13 protein-coding genes are annotated in these 18682 nt (G+C 59.9%); 6 read left to right on the top strand and 7 right to left on the bottom strand.

What is annotated here, in order from left to right; genetic code table 11:
• The first annotated feature begins 116 nt into the window (after window positions 1-116).
• On the top strand, window positions 117-812 hold the full coding sequence (locus tag AB4O09_RS15115; RefSeq protein WP_003202180.1) for a pirin family protein: 696 nt from the start codon (window positions 117-119) through the stop codon (window positions 810-812).
• A gap of 134 nt (window positions 813-946) precedes the next feature.
• Here AB4O09_RS15115 and pgm read toward each other — a convergent pair whose 3' ends face one another.
• The 4 genes from pgm to AB4O09_RS15095 form a co-directional block, all read right to left on the bottom strand.
• Window positions 947-2593 (bottom strand): phosphoglucomutase (alpha-D-glucose-1,6-bisphosphate-dependent), encoded by a 1647-nt coding sequence (gene pgm / locus AB4O09_RS15110; RefSeq protein WP_013693444.1) that lies wholly within the window; start codon window positions 2591-2593, stop codon window positions 947-949.
• A 91-nt stretch (window positions 2594-2684) separates the two neighbouring features.
• Window positions 2685-4082, bottom strand: a complete 1398-nt coding sequence (locus AB4O09_RS15105) for an aminotransferase-like domain-containing protein (RefSeq protein ID WP_013693445.1) — start codon at window positions 4080-4082, stop codon at window positions 2685-2687.
• A 96-nt stretch (window positions 4083-4178) separates the two neighbouring features.
• Window positions 4179-5669 (bottom strand): hypothetical protein, encoded by a 1491-nt coding sequence (locus AB4O09_RS15100; protein WP_028236828.1) that lies wholly within the window; start codon window positions 5667-5669, stop codon window positions 4179-4181.
• A gap of 680 nt (window positions 5670-6349) precedes the next feature.
• Window positions 6350-7375: a zinc-dependent alcohol dehydrogenase family protein gene (locus AB4O09_RS15095; RefSeq protein WP_003202189.1), complete on the bottom strand. Its 1026-nt coding sequence runs from the start codon at window positions 7373-7375 to the stop codon at window positions 6350-6352.
• Between the two features lie 257 nt (window positions 7376-7632).
• Here AB4O09_RS15095 and AB4O09_RS15090 point away from each other — a divergent pair, with 257 nt between their 5' ends.
• A complete protein-coding gene (locus AB4O09_RS15090) occupies window positions 7633-8547 on the top strand; it encodes a LysR family transcriptional regulator (protein WP_027911545.1) in 915 nt (304 codons plus the stop codon).
• Window positions 8548-8877: 330 nt separating this feature from the next.
• On the opposite strand, the gene AB4O09_RS15085 is transcribed toward AB4O09_RS15090, so the two are convergent.
• The 3 genes from AB4O09_RS15085 to AB4O09_RS15075 are packed head-to-tail and all read right to left on the bottom strand — an operon-like array spanning window position 8878 to window position 14585.
• Window positions 8878-12084: a beta propeller repeat protein gene (locus AB4O09_RS15085; RefSeq protein WP_053162765.1), complete on the bottom strand. Its 3207-nt coding sequence runs from the start codon at window positions 12082-12084 to the stop codon at window positions 8878-8880.
• 10 nt (window positions 12085-12094) lie between these two features.
• The gene (locus tag AB4O09_RS15080) at window positions 12095-13510 is read right to left on the bottom strand and encodes a hypothetical protein (protein ID WP_053162767.1); all 1416 of its coding nucleotides are present in this window, start codon (window positions 13508-13510) and stop codon (window positions 12095-12097) included.
• The gene (locus AB4O09_RS15075) at window positions 13503-14585 is read right to left on the bottom strand and encodes a helix-turn-helix transcriptional regulator (RefSeq protein ID WP_053162770.1); all 1083 of its coding nucleotides are present in this window, start codon (window positions 14583-14585) and stop codon (window positions 13503-13505) included. Before AB4O09_RS15075 ends, AB4O09_RS15080 begins: the two co-directional genes overlap by 8 nt.
• Before the next feature lie 458 nt (window positions 14586-15043).
• Between AB4O09_RS15075 and hxsD the strand changes: the two genes are divergently transcribed.
• Genes hxsD through hxsA form a run of 4 tightly spaced genes read left to right on the top strand, consistent with a single transcriptional unit; the run spans window position 15044 to window position 18661 of the window.
• Window positions 15044-15343, top strand: a complete 300-nt coding sequence (hxsD, locus tag AB4O09_RS15070; protein ID WP_053162772.1) for a His-Xaa-Ser system protein HxsD — start codon at window positions 15044-15046, stop codon at window positions 15341-15343.
• The gene (hxsB, locus tag AB4O09_RS15065) at window positions 15340-16827 is read left to right on the top strand and encodes a His-Xaa-Ser system radical SAM maturase HxsB (RefSeq protein ID WP_053162774.1); all 1488 of its coding nucleotides are present in this window, start codon (window positions 15340-15342) and stop codon (window positions 16825-16827) included. The genes hxsD and hxsB overlap by 4 nt, the downstream gene beginning before the upstream one ends.
• Window positions 16827-18062, top strand: coding sequence for a His-Xaa-Ser system radical SAM maturase HxsC (hxsC, locus tag AB4O09_RS15060; protein WP_053162777.1), 1236 nt, complete (start codon window positions 16827-16829; stop codon window positions 18060-18062). Before hxsB ends, hxsC begins: the two co-directional genes overlap by 1 nt.
• Window positions 18059-18661, top strand: a complete 603-nt coding sequence (gene hxsA / locus AB4O09_RS15055) for a His-Xaa-Ser repeat protein HxsA (RefSeq protein ID WP_053162778.1) — start codon at window positions 18059-18061, stop codon at window positions 18659-18661. The genes hxsC and hxsA overlap by 4 nt, the downstream gene beginning before the upstream one ends.
• The last annotated feature ends 21 nt before the right edge of the window (window positions 18662-18682 follow it).

The raw sequence follows: 18682 nt of genomic DNA, 5'->3' as shown, positions 1-18682 counted from the left end.
TATATCTAAATACACGATAACTTTGACGCGTTTTTTACGCTTTTTATCGATGTGTTCCTTAGCGAAAATAGCCCCATCAACCATCGCTTTCGCTGCTCAGCGAAAAGGACACGAACATGCTCGAACTCAGGCCCTTCGCCACCTTGGGCGCCGCCAACCACGGTTGGCTGGATGCCCACCATCATTTTTCGTTCGCCGAATATTACGACCCACGGCGCATGAACTGGGGCAACTTGCGGGTCTGGAACGATGATGTTATCGCCCCTGGCAGCGGTTTTCCCCAACACCCGCACCGGGACATGGAAATCATCACCTATGTGCGCGAAGGCGCGATCAGCCACCAGGACAATCTGGGTAACAAGGGCCGCACGGAGGCCGGTGATGTACAGGTCATGAGCGCGGGCACCGGGATTGCCCATAGCGAGTACAACCTGGAATCGACGGCCACCCGCATTTTCCAGATCTGGATCATCCCCAACGAAGAAGGCCTGGCACCGTCATGGGGCGCCAAGCCGTTTCCCAAGGACTCGCGCGAAGGCTTCGTGACCTTGGCCAGTGGCAAGGCCGGCGATGACCAAAGCCTGCGCATTCGCGCCGACGCACGACTGGTAGCGGCCAATCTCAAGGCGGGTGAAAGTGCGGAGTATCGGCTGGACGCCGCACGTCGAGCTTATCTTGTGCCGGCAACTGGATTGATAGAAATCAATGGTTTGCGCGTACAAGCTCGAGACGGTGTTGCGATTGAAGATGAGCGGATATTGCGGGTGACCGCCATTGAAGACAGCGAAATCGTGCTCGTCGACCTCGCTTGATTGGTCTTGTGGTGAGAGGAATTTGTGTGGGAGCAAAGCTTGCTCGCGAAACGGGCCTCGCGTTAAAGACCGCATCGCCTGGATCGCGGGCAAGCCTTGCTCCCACATAGTTGGGACAAGGCTTGCCGACGGTGTCACTTGCTGGTGATAGCCCCATCCACCAACGTTTGCGCCTCAGCCACCAATTGCTTGAGGTGCGCGTCGCCAATGAAGCTTTCGGCGTAGATCTTGTAGATATCCTCGGTCCCGGACGGGCGTGCCGCAAACCAGCCGTTTTCAGTCATGACCTTCAGGCCGCCAATGGCCTGATCATTGCCCGGCGCGTGACTGAGGATGTGCTGGATCTTCTCCCCGGCCAATTCGGTAGACGTCACCTGATCGGGCGACAGCTTGCTCAATAGCGCCTTCTGTTGCGGGCTGGCCTTGGCATCGACGCGTACCGAGAACGGTTCGCCCAGCTCGTCAGTCAACGCGCGGTAGGCCTGGCTCGGGTCGCGACCGGTGCGCGCCGTCATTTCAGCTGCCAACAGCGCCGGGATCAGGCCGTCCTTGTCGGTACTCCAGACGCCGCCGTCCTTGCGCAGGAACGAAGCACCGGCACTTTCTTCACCGCCAAAGCCCAGGGAACCATCGAACAGGCCGTCGGCAAACCACTTGAAGCCCACCGGCACTTCATAGAGGCGGCGACCCAGGCGCTTGGCCACGCGATCGATCAGGCCGCTGCTGACCACGGTCTTGCCCACCGCAGCATCGGCGCGCCATTGCGGGCGATTCTGGAACAGGTAGTCGATGGAGACCGCCAGGTAGTTGTTCGGCGCCAACAGGCCGCCAGACGGCGTCACGATGCCATGACGGTCATGGTCCGGGTCGCAGGCAAAGGCCACGTCGAAGCGGTCCTTCAGACCAATCAACCCTTGCATCGCATGGCTGGAAGACGGGTCCATGCGGATCTGCCCGTCCCAGTCGACGGTCATGAAACGGAAGGTGGAATCCACGTGAGTGTTCACCACTTCCAGGTCCAGGCGGTAATGCTCGGCAATGGCCGGCCAGTAGCGCACGCCTGCGCCACCCAACGGATCGACGCCCAAATGCAGCCCGGCGGTGCGGATGGCATCGAAATCGATGACATTGATCAGGTCCGCCACGTAGGTGTTGACGTAGTCGTGACGGTGGGTGGTGTCGGCCTTCAGGGCTTGCTCGTAGCTGACGCGCTTGACGCCGGCGAGCTGGTCGGCCAGCAGTTCGTTGGCCTTGGCTTCGATCCATTTGGTGATGTGGGTATCGGCCGGGCCACCGTTGGTAGGGTTGTACTTGTAGCCGCCGCTTTGCGGTGGGTTGTGGGACGGCGTGATGACGATGCCGTCCGCCAGGCCCGAGGTGCGGCCACGGTTGTAGCAGAGAATGGCGTGGGAAACCGCTGGTGTCGGGGTGTATTCATCGCCCTCGGCGATCATGACGGTTACACCGTTGGCCGCGAATACTTCCAGCGCACTGGCACCCGCCGGGGTCGATAGCGCGTGAGTGTCGATGCCGACGAACAGTGGCCCGTTGATGCCCTGGGCTTCGCGGTACAGGCAGATCGCCTGGCTGATGGCCAACACGTGCCACTCGTTGAAGCCCAGGTCGAAGGAGCTGCCACGGTGCCCGGAGGTGCCAAAAGCCACGCGCTGGGTTGCAACCGAGGCATCGGGTCGGCCGGTGTAGTAGGCCGTCACCAGTCGCGGGATATCGATCAACAACTCTGCCGGTGCCGGCTTGCCCGCAAATGGACTGACTGTCATGCAAAACCTCTGAGTGGAGTGGCTCGGTAAATGGAGTGCAGTTTACTGACAGTTCGACCATGGCGCGATGGGTTCGATCCATTGCCGCCGATTACGCTTGTTCGAGCCTCAAGGCGTCGGCCAGCGCGCAGAGCGCAGCGTCCATGTCCTGCGGCCCGTTCAGGGCGTGGGTCAGGCGCATATGTTGTGCATACAGGCCCTGGAGGCTGAACAACTCCCCCGGCGCGATGACGATTCGCTGGGCAAGCAGCCGATGGAAAACCCGTCGCAAGTCGACCCGTCGCGTCGACTGCATCCAGATCGTCGCACCACCTTGAGGTTCTGCCCATTGCAGGCTATCCCCTAGCCGCTCGCGCAGCAATTGCGTAGTCGAAACCGCGCTTTCACGCAGCAGGCGCCGCAACACCAGCAAGTGCTGGTCAATCCGACCGTTGCTGTACAGCCGGGCGATGGCTTTCTGGCGGATCGGCGACAAGCGAAACGCTCGCAACAGGAAATGTCGCTGCAGGTGCAGGGTCAACTGGCGCGACAACACGTAGCCATACGGCGCCTCTGGCCCGATGGTTTTCTCGAACGTCGAATAGACGATCAGCCGGTCCGGGTCGAGCAAGTCTCGAAAAGGCGTCATCCTTGCCTCGAACGCCAGGTCTGTATGGCTGTCGTTCTCCAGCACCCAAGTCCCGTGCCGCTCCAGCAAATGCGCGATGGTACGACGGTTCTCTTCAGGAACCAGTGTCCCCCTCGGCATATTCAAGACCGACGACAGCACCACCAGGCGTACCGTTTCGTTCACCAGCAGCTGTTCCAGTTGCTCGACATTGAGTTCCCCCCCGGCCAGCAGTGGCAGCTCGATGACGTTGACCTCCGCCGCCTGCAGCAGGCGCAACACCGCCCAATCGCAGGGCGATTCGATCAGCACGGTGGCCCCCCTGAGTGCCAGCACCGCGATAAGAATTTCCAGGACGCCCCGCAGGTCGGCGCCAATGTAGACATCATCGGCATTCCAGCAACGGGCCGGCGAAGACGTGTAGCGGGCAGCCAGCGCAGTGCGAAGCTCCAGCTCGCCCCAGGGTTGCGAGGGTGTCTGCGAGGAGCGCGGGTACTGGCGCAGCAGTTCGCGCTCGAGCAGCAACAGCGGGCTGTCCAACGGCTGCATCGACGCCGGTTCATCCGCGCTGAGCACCTGCATACCTGGTCGTCGGGCATTGACGTACAGGGTCTCGAGTAAATCGTCACCGCCGTCCAGGGTGGCCATGCTGGGCACGGGCAGCGCGTAGTAACCGGACTTGGCGATCGAATAGACCCGCCCTTCCTTTTCCAGCAGCGAATACGCGTACTGAATGGTCGATATCGACACGTTCAGACGCTCGGCCAGTTGCCGCAGCGACGGCAGGCGAACCCGCGCATCAACCTCCAGCTCGTTGATCAGCGTGGTCAGGTAGCGATAAACCGCCTGATAGGCGAAGTCTGTCTCCCGGCAATTTTTCATCGGCTCAGGCCAGGACAGCGGGTCGCAGTCAGCTCAGTCGCAACGCCGGGTACAAGGACTGGGGACGAGGTAGATGAGTCCGTCAAACCTCGTTCCTCAATGCCTTGCCGAGCGTTCGTGCAACCCATCGGCAGCCGATCCGCCTTCTGCAGCGTCAACGCCGTCATTGGCCTGCTGCGGATCGGCGCCCGGGGCGCTTTCCGCTTGTTCCGGCAGTGAAACACTCGCCCGGTACAGCTTGCCAAGGATGTCGATGGGCAAGCCGCTGACATCGACCATCCACTGCGCTACCTGATCGGCGACGGTCGCGCCCTGCATGGCCTTGTGCAGGTCCGGCATCGCCACCAGCATGCCGGGGTGGCAGCAACGCAGGAAATGCTCCAGGCCCGTGCCCTGCCCCACGAAGGGCGCGAACAGCATGCACACCAGTTGCGTTTCACTGAGCCCCAGGATCTTTTGTGCTTCAAGGGCGGCGTAGGCACGACGCTCGGGAATCGACGACGGCGAGCCGAACAGCGCCCGAGCCTGTTCGCAGATGTGTTCCGGCAATTGCTTGCGGTGCATGATCATGATCGCCCGCTGCGCGTAGTCGCCGTAGCCGGTTTCATAGCTGCGTCCGTGCAGGTAGCAGGCCTGCAGGCCGTGCAGATGGGCCGACAGCAGCGGGCTGATGTATTCGTTTTCAGGCGCCGATGGCACAAGCCCCTCGGTCTGCACCCGCAGGAACTCGTTGAAGAGCGGCCAGTTGGTTCCCTCCGAACGATCGACGATCAGGTCGTCGATGCCGACGTGGCCCACTCGCCGGCAGGCCTCGAAGTGACCCTCGGGCTTCCAGGCATCGAGGCGCTCCGGCCCATAGAAATGCCGGTAGACATCACCGCCCAGGGCGTCGAGGTGGGCAAAAAGGTTGTCGAAACCGCAGGCGTGCTCGGTCAGCAGGCCGATCTTGCGAGTCGCGCGGCGCAGGCCCGATATGAATTGTTTTTGCTGGCGCGGTGTATCGCTGCTGACCAACGAATCCACGCCCGACTCCCAGCGGGCCATGTGCCGATAGAACTCGGCCATCGCCAGGTAGCCGTCGTCCCCAATCTCCAAGGGGCTGTCGACCGCGCGAAGGTGCCCCAGGACCAGCAGGTCCATGCGATTGGCTTCGTGCCCCGCCATCGACAGGGGCTGCCGGTGATTGAACGGCAACACCTCGCGGTTATCGGCCATCAGCAATTCGACCCGGGGATCATCGTAGACAAACAGCGCGCTGTAGCAGCGGTGGATGTTTTCCAGCGTCGCCTGGGTAGTTTCGCTCAGGCGTGGCGTGGCGACGCGCAAGGTGAAGGTCACCGGATGTCGCCCCGCGATGCTCAACTGTGCGGCCCGCAAGGCGGTCAGCACATAAAAACTTTCCCTGCTCCCATTCTGGACCGTCAACACTCGGTAATCGCCAATCCGCTCGATGCCTCCGGCGGCGACAATTAAACGCTGGATCAAAAGCTGCAACGCGGTACGTTCTGCCCGGGAATAAAAACCTGACAGTCGTTGCAGTATCTGTTGATACACGTGAGTCATTGCCTGCTCATGAATTGCACTCATAGCCATTTACCTGGAAATTCAACTATCGGCGTCGCACCCGCACCAACGTGACTGCGCGACGTGTTGATCTAGATGGTTGTTCTAGCACTCAAAGAGTATTAGCAATACGCTCGAGCATTGCTTGTCGTAATTATTTGATACATATACCGAGAGTAGGCTCACGCCCCTTCACACTCCCGCCTAAAGCCCCGAAAACACGGGACCCAAGCGACCGGACGGCACGTCCTAGGAGAATTCCGACAACGTCCCACAGACAATGAGCACAAGAAACAAAGAACTTGCCGAACTTTAATTGGCAGTCTACCCCGCCCTGTCTTCTCCAGGGTCGATAGATATATCTGCAGCTGTTAATGCTCGTTACCCCTTGAATGCATCTTGAAGGATGAAGACCTTCGAAAAAGTTATACCGCACCACGACTTCTTCCTTGATATGGAAATCAGCGTTCAATTATCAAGACTTAAACAATGATTAGAAGATACAGATTGAGGGCAAAAACCAGTTCAGATGTTGGCCGACAGACCGTTTCAGTCTTGAGCGAACCGGGACAGGCCATTCAAGGCGCGAGATGGTGAGGTGCGAACGCAGCACCGCCAGGCAGGAGGTGCCGTAAGAAAGGATGGGGTGTCAGGGCGAAGGCAGCGCAAGAGCCCGGGGCGATGACTCTTGCGCAAGACAGGGTTCAGGCCGGGTCGACGACCTGAAGGGCAACACGTTCACGGCAAGGGCATTCGCCCATGTAACGGTGAGCCTCGACGAACTCGGAGAATGGGAAGACCCGAGTCTTGAGTGGCAACAGCACGCGGTCGGCGGTCAGTTGATTGATATCGCGCAGTGCTCGTTGCAAGGCCACCTGGTCCTGGAGAATGCCCAGTTCCGGCTTGCCAGTGAAATTGCCGATGCAGTGCACAAAGAACTGAATGTTCTTCTGGAACGCCGCGCAGGCTGGAAACGGCGTCTGGTTGCCACCCTGCAAGCCATACAGCACCAGGCTGCCACGCGGTGCCAACACGTCACCCAGCAGCGACATCTGGGGCCCGCCGAGGCCGTCGAAGACCACATCGACGCCACGGTTGTCGGTGAGCTTGTTGATTTGCATCAGCAAGTCCTGCTCTTCGGTGACGATGACCTTCTCGGCGCCCAGCGACAACAGGTACTCACGCTCGTCAGCCGTCTTGGTGGCCGCGATCACCCGCACACCCAGGGCCTTGCCCAGTTGTACGAAGGAAGGGCCGGCGCAATGACTGGCATCGGTGACCAGGGCGAATTGCCCCGGCTTGACCCGCGCCAGGTCCATGTAGGCGAAATATGCGATCAGCAGCGGCGTGTAATGCACGGCGGCTTCGATCGGGCTGAGCACGTCGGGATAACGGGTCAGCGCGGTGCGTGGCAGCACGATGACCTCACCGTACACCGGATAATCGTTCGGGCTCTCGGCCGGGAAACTGGCGACCTTGTCGCCCACGGCCAAGTCATCGACGCCGTCGCCGACGGCCGTTACCACGCCGGCCATTTCATGGCCCAGGCCCGAAGGCAGACGTGCCTGGGACGACGCCAGGTTCTGGCGCCACAAGGTGTCGTACCAACTGATGCCGATCGCTTCGACACGGACCTGCACTTCTCCTGGCGCAGGAAGAGCCGCCGCATGCTCTTCGCATTTGAGCACCTCGGCACCACCAAACTTGTGAAAACGGATCGTGCGGGACATCGCAAACCTCGTCAAAGTAACCTCTAATGCCATGAACTCTATCCGGGCTTTGTACCCAAGACCATCAGTGGCTATTAATAGTCGACATGCCTGTCATTGATTCCGCAGTAAGAAAAACCAACCAATCCTGTAGGACTTAACCTAAGAAAACTCAATTAGCCGGTGCAGAGTACCAGCCTTTCCCCGTAAGATTCATGCCGGCCATTGTTCCCATATGGCCGCTCACGTCAAGCTTACCGAATCTGCCAGGACCCCAGATGAATCGTAATGACCTGCGGCGTGTCGATCTGAACCTGTTGATCGTGTTCGAAACATTGATGCATGAACGCAGTGTGACTCGCGCGGCCGAGAAACTGTTCCTAGGCCAACCGGCCATCAGCGCCGCGCTGTCGCGCCTGCGCAGCCTGTTCGATGACCCGTTGTTCGTACGTACCGGCCGCAGCATGGAGCCTTCGGCCCGGGCGGTCGAGATCTTCGCCCTGCTCTCCCCGGCCCTGGATTCGATTTCCACGGCGGTCAGCCGTGCAGCGGAATTCGACCCGGCCACCAGCACCTCGGTGTTTCGCATCGGCCTGTCGGACGACGCCGAATTCGCCCTGCTGCCGATGCTGCTCAAGCGCCTGCGCGCCGAAGCGCCCGGCATCGTGCTGGTGGTGCGCCGGGTCAACTACATTCTGATGCCCGGTTTGCTGGCATCCGGTGAAATCTCCATTGGCGTCAGCTACACCGAGGACTTGCCGGCCAACGCCAAGCGCAAGGTCTTGCGGCGTAGCATGCCCAAAGTACTACGGGCTGACACCGCCCCAGGACGACTGACCCTGGACGAATTCTGCGCTCGCCCCCATGCCCTGGTGTCTTTCGCGGGTGACTTGAGCGGCTTCATCGATGAAGAGCTGGCGAAACTCGACCGCAAGCGCCATGTGGTGCTGGCCGTGCCGCAATTCAACGGCCTGAGCACGCTATTATCGGGCACCGACATCATCGCCATCGTGCCCGACTACACGGCCGACGCGCTGACCGCCGCCGGCGGCGTACGCGCCGAAGACCCGCCCATACCGGTGCGCAGTTTCGAGCTGCACATGGCCTGGCGCGGTTCCCAGGACAACGACCCTGGGGAGCGGTGGTTGCGGTCGCGGATTCAGATGTTTTTTGGCGACCCTGAGAGTCTTTAGGCGTTGTCGGGCAGGCTGTTTAGCTGAGCATTTCTGGCTTTCATAGGCCTTGGAGATCCATTCACTTCCAGAGGATTGCTACATTGGGGGCATACTTTAGATGGTTTGAAAAGGTTGCCCCCAGTCTAACGAGGCATCGTGTTCCACAAATCGTGGCCGGATATTTTCGACGACCACATTTTCCGACCGGACCGGACGATACTCATGGAGCGTTGAATCGCCTCAGCGACTGACTGCAACGCTCCGCTCACTGTGTGTATCACACCGCCGACAGGCACTAGCCAGCCTTGATACTATTCAAGAGGCGAGGCATCGACGAACCCCCTCCCATCACCCCATCGGCTCGCAAACGATGCGTCCGATGCGCAGGAAGGTTTCATGGGCGTTGAGTTCGTAGACGCTCAACATGGCATGGTCCTTCGCCGCCAGATACCGCCAGCGCCCCTCTTCGAGCATGAACTCCTTAAATGCTTCGCCGTCCTCGCTCAGGTAGATGCGCTGTGCGTCGTTGGCTCTGGTGAACAGGCTCAGGCGCTCCAGGTGGAAGACGCTGTCGACGCGCAATTCCTGCGTCTGGAGTTTCCAGTCGTAACCCTTGTCCGAAGTTAGATACTGGTCCCAGCAGACGCACATCAACTTGCCGCTCATGCGGGTGATCAGCGGATTGTCGAAGTCGTCCTTGTCGCTGTCCCAGGTGCAGGTGCGCCCACTCTTGCCAGGCAGGTAGTAATTGACGAACGACTTGGCGTCGTTTTTCTTCCTGTCCCGGACGTACGAGTAGCTATAGCTGCAGAACAGCAGGAGGCAAGGCAAGCCCGGCAGCGAGCGCATGCTCTTCGCCTCCACCCCGTCGGGCAGGTTCGGCGTGCCATCCCAGCGGGTCCAGGGGCCATCGAGGCGCTCGGCACAGTAGATCAGCGGCTTGTAGTAGGTGGACGTCCTAGTGGAGTCGAAGATGATGCCCTTCTCGACATACGAGTATTCGGCTCGCTCGGTGAAGCGCCAGAGCCATTGGCCGCTGAAGTGCACGACGTCCTCGGTCGCCGAATAGCCATAGCTGTCGGGCAACTCCGGCGCCTGGCTGCGCTGCCAGGTCAAGCCATCATGGGAGAAGTGGAAACTGTCGCCGTAAGCCGCGATAAGGATCCACACCCCGTCGACGACGGACAACGTTTTGCCGTGTAGCTTCTCTTCCTGCGGATCCGGCCGCACGACCTGCCAGCGCAGACCGTCTTCGCTGCGATGGAACACGCCATCGTCGTCGACCAGCAGCCAGACCTTACCGTTGGTCTTGATCTGGCGGATGTTTTCCGGATCACAGGGTGGATTGTCGACGTTTTGCCATTCGATGCTGAAGCGGTGCGCGCGCCCCTCGATCTCGACCACGACGGCCGACTTCTCCAGCCGCTCCTGCTGCCGGGCCAGTTCGCGGGCGGCACGCTCCTGCGCCTCGATCTCCACAACAGATCTGTCGAATTCACCAGCCTTGAACAGGTCGATCTGGCGATCCGCAGCGGAACACGCTTCAGAGAAGGCGCTCAGGGTACTGTCGACCTGCCTTTCGTAACGGCAGAACTGTTCATGCCAGTCGTCGTTCGAGGCAGAGTTGTCCAGGTCGAAGTCGCTGTAGCTCAGTTCGCTGTCGAAGTTGATCGGCGGCAGATTCATGCGTCTAATCATGCCGTTGGCCGAATTCAGGGCTCCGCTGTGTTCTGAAATCAGCTCGCTGGCCTTCTTGCGCATGGTGTTGAGGCTCGACAGCGCCAGGCCGCGGCCTACCGAGCAGGCAGACGCTGTGACCGCCGAACTGACCTTGGCCAAGAAGCCGTCGTCGAACGATTCCATGTAGAACGAATGGTCCGATGCCTTGCTACTGACCGCAATCAGGTCGAAGCTCAGGGTTGTCGCGGCCCAACTGGCGGTGTGCAGCTTCTTGCCGATATCCTCGTAGGTCTGCTCGAAGCTCAGGACGCGGTAACGAACGATGTTTTTCCAGCCACGGGTCTGTGCGGCCAGTTTCGTGGCGGCGTCGAGCAACGGCTTTTCCTCGGTCTCCCGGAGCAGCGTCTGCAGGTGTGGGAAGTTATCGCGAAACTGCGCCGGCTTGAGGGTCGCGAGAATCCGCGCCACGTACAGGTTCTCGATTTTCCGGCCGCACAGGGTCAGCAGGAAAAAGGCATCCAGCAGCCAGGTGTAGGTGCGGTCATCCTCGTTGAGCAGCGTCTGCATGATTGGCAGGTAGTCCTGCAGCTTGCGCGGACTGTCGGCGATCTGGCCGATCTGCCCGACGATGTCCGGACAACCGGCCTTTTCCGCCAGGTGTTCGAGGAACTCCACGCCTGCTTTGTTCAGCGTTGCGGAACCCTCGATGGCCAGGGCGAACAGGCGCAGGTAGGTGCGCCGGGGTTCTTCGTCGGGTGTAGTGTCGAAGAAGCTGTGCACCTTGATCTCCGGCAACTCCGAGGTCAGCGACAGCGGCTCGCCCTCTTGGTGCTCCTGCTCCTCGTCCTCCTCGATTACGTTGAGCCCGTTGACGTCCTTGTAGATATCGATGGCCAATGCGCTGCCGCCGATCACCTCGCCGATCAGGTCACGGATGCCATAGGTGGTCGACAGCCCGGAGAACTCCTCGCCGAACAACTTCGAGATAATTTTCTCGCGGTCTTCGTCGCTGCGGCAGATCTCTTCGTCATCAATGAGGCTGACGATGCGCTCGTACTGATCGGACAAGAAATACAGCGCATTGAAACCGATGCCCGAGATGTTCTTCTGGATAAAGTGCGAATCCACCACATGCTCGTCGAAGCCCAGCGCTATCATTTCGCGGAAGCGATCGATGCCGGCAAGCTCGATTCCCTCGATCAGCTCCATAATGAAGTCCAGCAGGCGGACATCTTCGTCGCAGTCGATCCCCAGCTTGTCGAGGGTGACGACCAGATGGTTGACGTCCCGTGAGGTCAGCACCACATTGTGGTGGCTGCGTATGAAGTCATAGGTGAGGTGCAGCACCAGCAGGTTGCGCGGGATCGACTTGAAGCGACGCTTGTTGGCTTCGATGTGCAGCGACCAGTTGGTGAAACTGGCGTGGTTCTCGACCTGCACCAGGCGACTGTTGATCTTGTCGACCGCCTGCGAGAGGAATTCCCGGGTCTCGATGATGTATTCGTTCATCGTCCCCAGGTTGTTGCGGATCACCGCGATGCTCTGGGCATTGATCAGGTTTTGCTGCTGCAATTGCTTGAGGTAGTGCCAGGCGAATTTCTGCATCTGCAGCATGTCGACCTGGTTGTGCAACTGGTCCTGGCTAGTCTTGCCGCTGACCTTGTTGCCCAGGCGCTTGAAAAAACCCGCCCCGGTCTGCCTGGCCAAGCGTTCCTGGCTGGACGCCAGGACCCGCGAGGCGTCGAGGGCCAACTGCTGGGTCAGGGCGGCATTGCCCTTGTGCTGGTTCACCAGGGCTTCGATCGCTCGAGCGTCTGCGTCTTCGAGAGGCTGTTCGAAGATCTCTTGCGGTACCTCAACAGTGGTATCGGTCATTTCATTGGCCTTAAAGGTTTTCAATCTGGTGTTTCAGTCGTTTGCTTTGCCCTGCCAGGGTCCGGGCCTGCCCGGCGAAGTGGCGCTCGGACAGGTACAGGCCCTTGTGAAAGTCGGCATAGAACTGCTGGGAAACCTTCAGAAACTCTAGCGTTTGATGCATGCCCATGGCGCTGCCCACCACCTGCTCGGTGCTGGCGAGAGTGAGCTGGAACTCTTTCTCGATGTGGTTATCCAGAGCGATGTTCATCGCGAGGGTGGTGATCAGGCCGCCAATCAGACTACCCACCAGCGCCCCGGGCGGGCCGCCGATGGCCCCCACAGTGGCACCGACCGACGCGCCGACCACGCCTGCGCCGGTATGGAACAGGTTCTTGCCGGTGCGGGTTTCCATTTCCTGCGCGCTCATCTTGCCGGCCGAGAACAGCACCAGGCACTGCACCAGGTCGACCGCACACACCGCCGCACCGGCGACGCCGCCGTTGGCCAGGCTGCGCTGGAACAGAGTGCCCGTGAACAGACCGGGCATCGAACGCGCGGCGATACTCACGCTGGCGTTGGCTACACCGGCCTTGAGGGCACTGTCGCCAGCGGCTATAACCGTGTTCTCAAGAATGCGAAGGGTGGCTTGTTCTGCCGTGATCTGGCCGTCCTTGAACTGCTTGATGTACTGGAAGGTGTTAATGCTGCCGGCGATCACCGTGGTGATGACCGCCGCCGAGCCAGCGGCGCGCAGGCTTTGCTGCACCGTCGCCTTGTTCAGGTAGCCGGTTTGCAGGTTGTCGTGTAGCTCCTGGCCGGTCTTGCTCGCGGTGCCCAGGTGCTCGGCCTCGCGCTTGCTCAAGGAAGTGGATTGCACGCCATCGACGTTCAGTTGCCCGCTGGTGTTGTCCCGGACCTTTTCCGCGGCCCGGGACACCTCCGGCCGGGTCTGCTGGTTCCTCAGGACGTCGCGCCCAGCCGAAAGACGCACACCTTCGATCTGGTCCGAGGGGCCGAGGAATAGGTCGCTATGTTCGTAGGCGTGCACGCCGTCCTTGGTGGAACGAAACGCCTTCTGCGTCGCTTCGGCATTCTTGAAGTACTTAAGCTGCGCGCCCACCAACTGGTCGTCACCGCGCATGACCACAATGTCGTGGGTCATGTCGTTGCGGCCCAGCGGCGTGTTGGAGAAGTTGTCGGTGAAGGCGCTCACGTCCTTGTCCTTCAGGATCGCGTCGAGATTGAATGACTCGGCGTGCCAAGTCTCCGCCGCGAAGCCGCCCTTGATCGCGGCGTTTTGCGCGGTGGACGAGACCTTGGCGAGGATGCCGTTGGCCTGGCCGATTTCCGCAAGCATGCGCCCGGCCTTGTCCGCGGCTTGCACGGTCCAGATCGGGCACAGGCTGACGGACTGTTCAAGCGCGCGTTGGCGTTCTTTATCCATGGGTATTCCTCAGGCTGTTTTCCTGGATAGCGGTGTCCGCTGAAAGAGGTTGCCGGCCGTCGAGGCCAGGCATCCGGTAAAGCGTGTGCATGCTGTGCAAGCGCTGGACGATCTCGTCGACCCAGGCCTGTGGCGCGTGGACACGAATGTTGTCGTTGAGGCCAAAGATCCACCACAGGGTGTCGCGATCCTGGGGCACCCAGGCGCGCAGGCGCTTCCACGCCTGTCCGGGAATGACCTCCAGGGACTGTTGCGCACTGAGCGGGGTTTCTTCGAGCAGCACGGCGATCTGCGCGCTGACATCGGCGATCAGTTCCACTTGAGTCTCGGCTTGGCGGTGGCTGAAGATTCCGGTGGCGATGTAGTCGTCGACATCGAACTGGCCATGCAACGGCGACGGGGCGTCGACCACCGCGACCTGCTGCATGCGGTGCAGGGCGAACTGGCGCACGTCGTCGTAACCATCTACCGAGGCCAGCAGGTAACTGATGGAGTGCCGCGAAACCAAGCCCGCCGGGTACAGGCGAAACAGCTTGAGTTCGCACTTGCTGCGGCTGCGGTAGGCCACGTCGAGCGGTCGACGCTCGAGCAAGGCCTGGGACACCTGGGTCCAGGTCCTCGGAGCGATGGCGGCCGGGATCAGAGTCTTGCCATTAGGCACCGCACGCACCCGTCGCGACCAGTCGGCCAGGCCGTTGTGGCCAAGGTTACCGAGGAAGTTGCGGGCCCGGCGGAACTGCGGGCCGAGCTGGTCCAGCACGGTCTGCGGTAGCAAGGTGTTCAGGTAGCTTTCCGACAGGTACAGGGCAAGCGCCGTCGAGGCGTCCATGTCCTGCAGCTCCAACGGCGCGTTCTTGGTGAAGCTCCAGCGGAACGGCACCTCGCTGTCGTTGCACTGCAGCGAGAACGGAATGGACAGCCGGTTAAGATCGCGCTGGATCGAGCGCAGCGTCACCGAAAAGCCCTTGTCACACAGCTTTTCCAGCAAGGTCGTGGTGGCGATACGCTGCGGTTCGGTAGGGATAAGGCGCAACAAGGCAAACAGCCTGAGCAGTGTGTCTTTAGCCTGGGACATCAAGACTTCCTTGTACTCTTAGCGACCGCTACAGCAGTCGGGTATTGCAGTGGATCCAATTCAGCGGTATGGCATTCTGCCACAACTGCGCGATGGTACCACCCCGAAATCATCCTCCAGTCCATTACGGCAGACACGTCAGGAGTCTGCCCGCTGGCGTTGCTCGCGCTTGAGCTCGGTGTATTCGGTGTAGCGCTCGTAGCCCTTTTTAAGCGGTACGCACAGTCCAATGAAAGCGAACAGGTTTTTCATGATGAGGATCTCGGTGGCGTTTGACCCCATCTTCCAGTGTCGGGCGACAAACCGTGTCGCCGGGGGTGGCCAGGCAACGGCGGTAGGCGATCATGTACAACAACACCGAGAGCCTGGCAGGACCAAATGTAAAAATTATGATGGCACAATGCCTCGTAAAGCGGCAATATCCACACGTTCCCAACGGATTTTAAGGAGCGGTTCCGATGACATGGCCAGTCACGCTGAAACTCGACAGCGCAGCCTACCCGCTCAGCGTGGTGCAACGCGCCGCTTATTCCCTGGCCGACACTGTCGCGATCCAGGTCGGTATTGAAACCAATCAGATAAGCCTCACGGCCCATCCCGCTGAAGCAAGGCTAACGCTTTCCCCGGAGCAGGCTCACTCGCTGATCCTCCAGCATCTGAACGACTTCGCCCTACGCGACCATATCAACCGCGAAACAGCAGGGTTGCGCGAAGTCCTGGCCCGAGCCGCGCTCGCTGGATGTAGGGTTTCGAAGTGACACTGATAGCGACAGACGCCAAGCGCTACCGCTTGCTGCCTTTTCGATTCATGCGCATGAACACGGGACATGACCGTGACATCCTACTCACCTCCGATACCGGTGAGTACATGCACGTGAACGACGCGCAATTACGAGCCCTCAGTTACTTCGACGTTCAAGCAAGTACGCCTTTTTACAAGGACCTGCTGGCCCGCCACTTCATCTACGAACCAGGCCGCCACGACCCGTTCCCGGAAATGGCCGCGCAGTATCGCAGCCGCAAGGACTTCCTCTTCCAGGGCCCAGCACTGCACTTGTTCGTAGTGACATTGCGCTGCAACCACACCTGCCAGTACTGCCAGGTGTCGCGTGCCCCTCTGGGAGGATCCGGCCACGACCTGTCGGAAGCGGATGCACAGGCGGCGGTCGATCGCCTGTTCGAATCGAACGCTCCCGCCCTGACTGTGGAGTTTCAGGGTGGCGAGCCGCTTCTGGCCTTCGAGCGCGTCCGCCAGATTGTCGAATGGATCGTTGAACGAAACGTGGTCGAACAACGGGATATCCAGTTCGTCATCACCACCACGCTGCACCACCTGACGGAGGAAATACTCGACTTCGCAGAACAAAATCGCATCCAGTTTTCGACCTCGCTCGATGGGCCGGCGCCCTTGCACAATGCCAACCGCCCTACCCCGTCACGAGACTCCTACGAACGCACTGTAAAAGGCATCCAGTGGGTCCGTGAACGCCTTGGCCATGATGCAGTTTCCGCGCTGACCACGCTGACTTCAAGAAGCCTCGAACAACCTGAAGCGATCATCGATGAGTATGTAAGCCAGGGCTTTTCCAGCATCTCGCTTCGGCCTCTGAGCCCTTATGGGTTTGCCACCAAGATTGCCCATCGACTTGATTACCCTATCGAGCGATACCTGGCCTTCTACAAGAAGGCACTGACCTATTTGCTGCATATCAACCAACAGGACGTATTCCTCTCAGAGAGTTATACGAGCCTGTTGCTGAAGAATATCCTGACACCCTTCTCCTCCGGCTATGTAGACCTGCGCTCCCCCGCTGGCGCAGGCACTGCGGCGCTGGTCTACAACTATGACGGTTACGTCTATCCCTCGGACGAAGCCCGAATGTTGCTGGAGATGGGTGAAGACGGCTTGAGGCTCGGCACCGTGCAGCAACCCTTGTCTGAATTGCTCGCATCGCCCGTTATGAATGCGTTGCTCGCCAGTGGTGTAGCAGAGGCGCTGCCGGGCTGCTCCGATTGCGCACTTGTCCCGTACTGCGGTGCTGACCCCATCGAACACTACGCCCGTCAAGCTGACCCGATCGGACACCGAGTGTTCAGCAGCTTCTGCAAGAAGAACATGGGGCTGCTGAAGCATCTTTTCGGCCTGCTTTGCGATGGCGACGACAACGTACAGAGAGTGCTGCTGTCTTGGTTGAACAGGCGCTCTTACAACGATGTTCGATTTCCGGGTTACAGGGGCTGATGGCGATGCTGCGCAAAGATACCCGCTTCGAAATCCATCACCTGAATGAGCCGAAACTGCTCAAAGTCATCACTTTGGATGAATTCATCGAACAAGGCCTGGCTGTTTGTGCCGGAAGCGTTGAATTCGGTGACCTGCTGCTTTGGCTGCCAAACGAAGAACGGCTACGGAGCCCGCATCTGCTCTCATTACCAGTGGGTGGATTCCTGATCCCGGAGCCATTGATCGGCGACTTCGACTGCGCGCGGCCATACCTGCACACCCCCAAAGATGCGGATGTCGTGCAGCCCGGCGATGTCATTGCCATCACACCAGGCAACGCGTTGGTGCGAGTGCTCTATCGACGAGGCTCAGACAGCAACCTGCTGTTCATGACCGATCGTTGCAACAGCCTCTGCCTGATGTGCTCGCAGCCGCCCAAAGATATCGATGACCGCTGGCACATCGAGGAGAACCTACGGCTGATCGACCTGATGGACGCGGGCGAAGAAAATCTGGGAATCAGCGGTGGAGAACCCACGCTTTATCGCGACGGCCTGCTGGAAATCCTGGCCAAGTGCAAAGCCGTTTTGCCACAGAAATCCATTCATGTACTCAGCAACGGGCGTCTGTTCCAAGACCCGAGCTGGATCGCAGCGCTCTCTGCAATCGGCCACCCTCAGTTGAGCTGGGGCATCCCCCTGTATGCCGACAATGCCGAAGACCATGACCATGTGGTGCAGGCTCCAGGCGCGTTCAGCGAAACCCTGCAAGGTCTTTACAACCTGGCGCGCGCCAACCAGATCATCGAGATACGCGTGGTACTCAATCGCCTGACCACGCCACGCTTGCCCGAGCTCGCCCACTACGTGTTCAGGAACCTGCCCTTCGTGCGGCATGTTGCGCTGATGGGTATCGAAAGCACCGGCCTGGCCAGGAAAAACTACGAAGAACTGTGGATTGACCCGCTGGACTATCAGGAGTCGTTGAGCCAGGCCGTGTATTTCCTGTTCAACCGCGGAGTGCCGGTTTCGATCTACAACTTGCCCCTGTGCCTGATCCCGGCCCACCTCTCGCGTTTCGCCCGCCAGAGCATCTCGGACTGGAAGAATCTGTTCATCGATACCTGCCAACAATGCGCTGCCGTCAAACATTGCTCTGGCTTCTTCAAATCCCACACCGACCGCTGGCAGAGCCGCGGCGTACAACTACTATCGACCGAGGCCTTTAGCGCCTATGCAAGGAGTGCACAGTGAAATTGCTCGACCGCTGGAAAGTCCTGATCAGTGGGATCAGCCTGCTGCCAATAGCAGGTACCACCCTGGCACAGGCGGGCCATCTGCCACTCGCCGATGCGAACTGGCAACCCAACGACAAGCTACAGCCCCCGGTATTTGCCGATACGCTCAATGCGCCAAACACCGTCAACATCTATGCGGCGCATCGCTCGCACAGTTCTCACCGGTCCCACAGCTCGCACAGTTCTCACTACAGCGGCTCGGGTGGCTATAGCGCACCTCGCTACTACAGCCCACCCGCTACTAGTACCCGAGGCTACAGCGCGCCGAGTGCTTCGAGCAGCCCTCCAAGCAGCAACAGCCTTTATCAGTCGTCTGGCACTATCAGCGGGACAAGCACTTCTAAGAGCCGCGCGACCAATGAGCAGAAAAGCAACCTGGTCACCCGTGTGCAGACCGCGCTGATGGTGCGCCAGTATTATCAAGGCTCCATTGATGGGGTGATGGGCAAAGCAACACGCGGTGCGTTGATGGCCTTTCAGATGGACAGTGGGCGGACCGTGAATGGCCGGATGGATACACCATCGCTGAATGCGTTGGGGATCAAGATTCCATAAGTCGCTTCAGGTTAAAGCTGC

The organism is Pseudomonas sp. H1_F01, assembly GCF_054681425.1.
The sequence above is the reverse complement of the archived record's forward strand: the minus strand, read 5'-3'. Positions and strand labels throughout refer to the sequence as shown.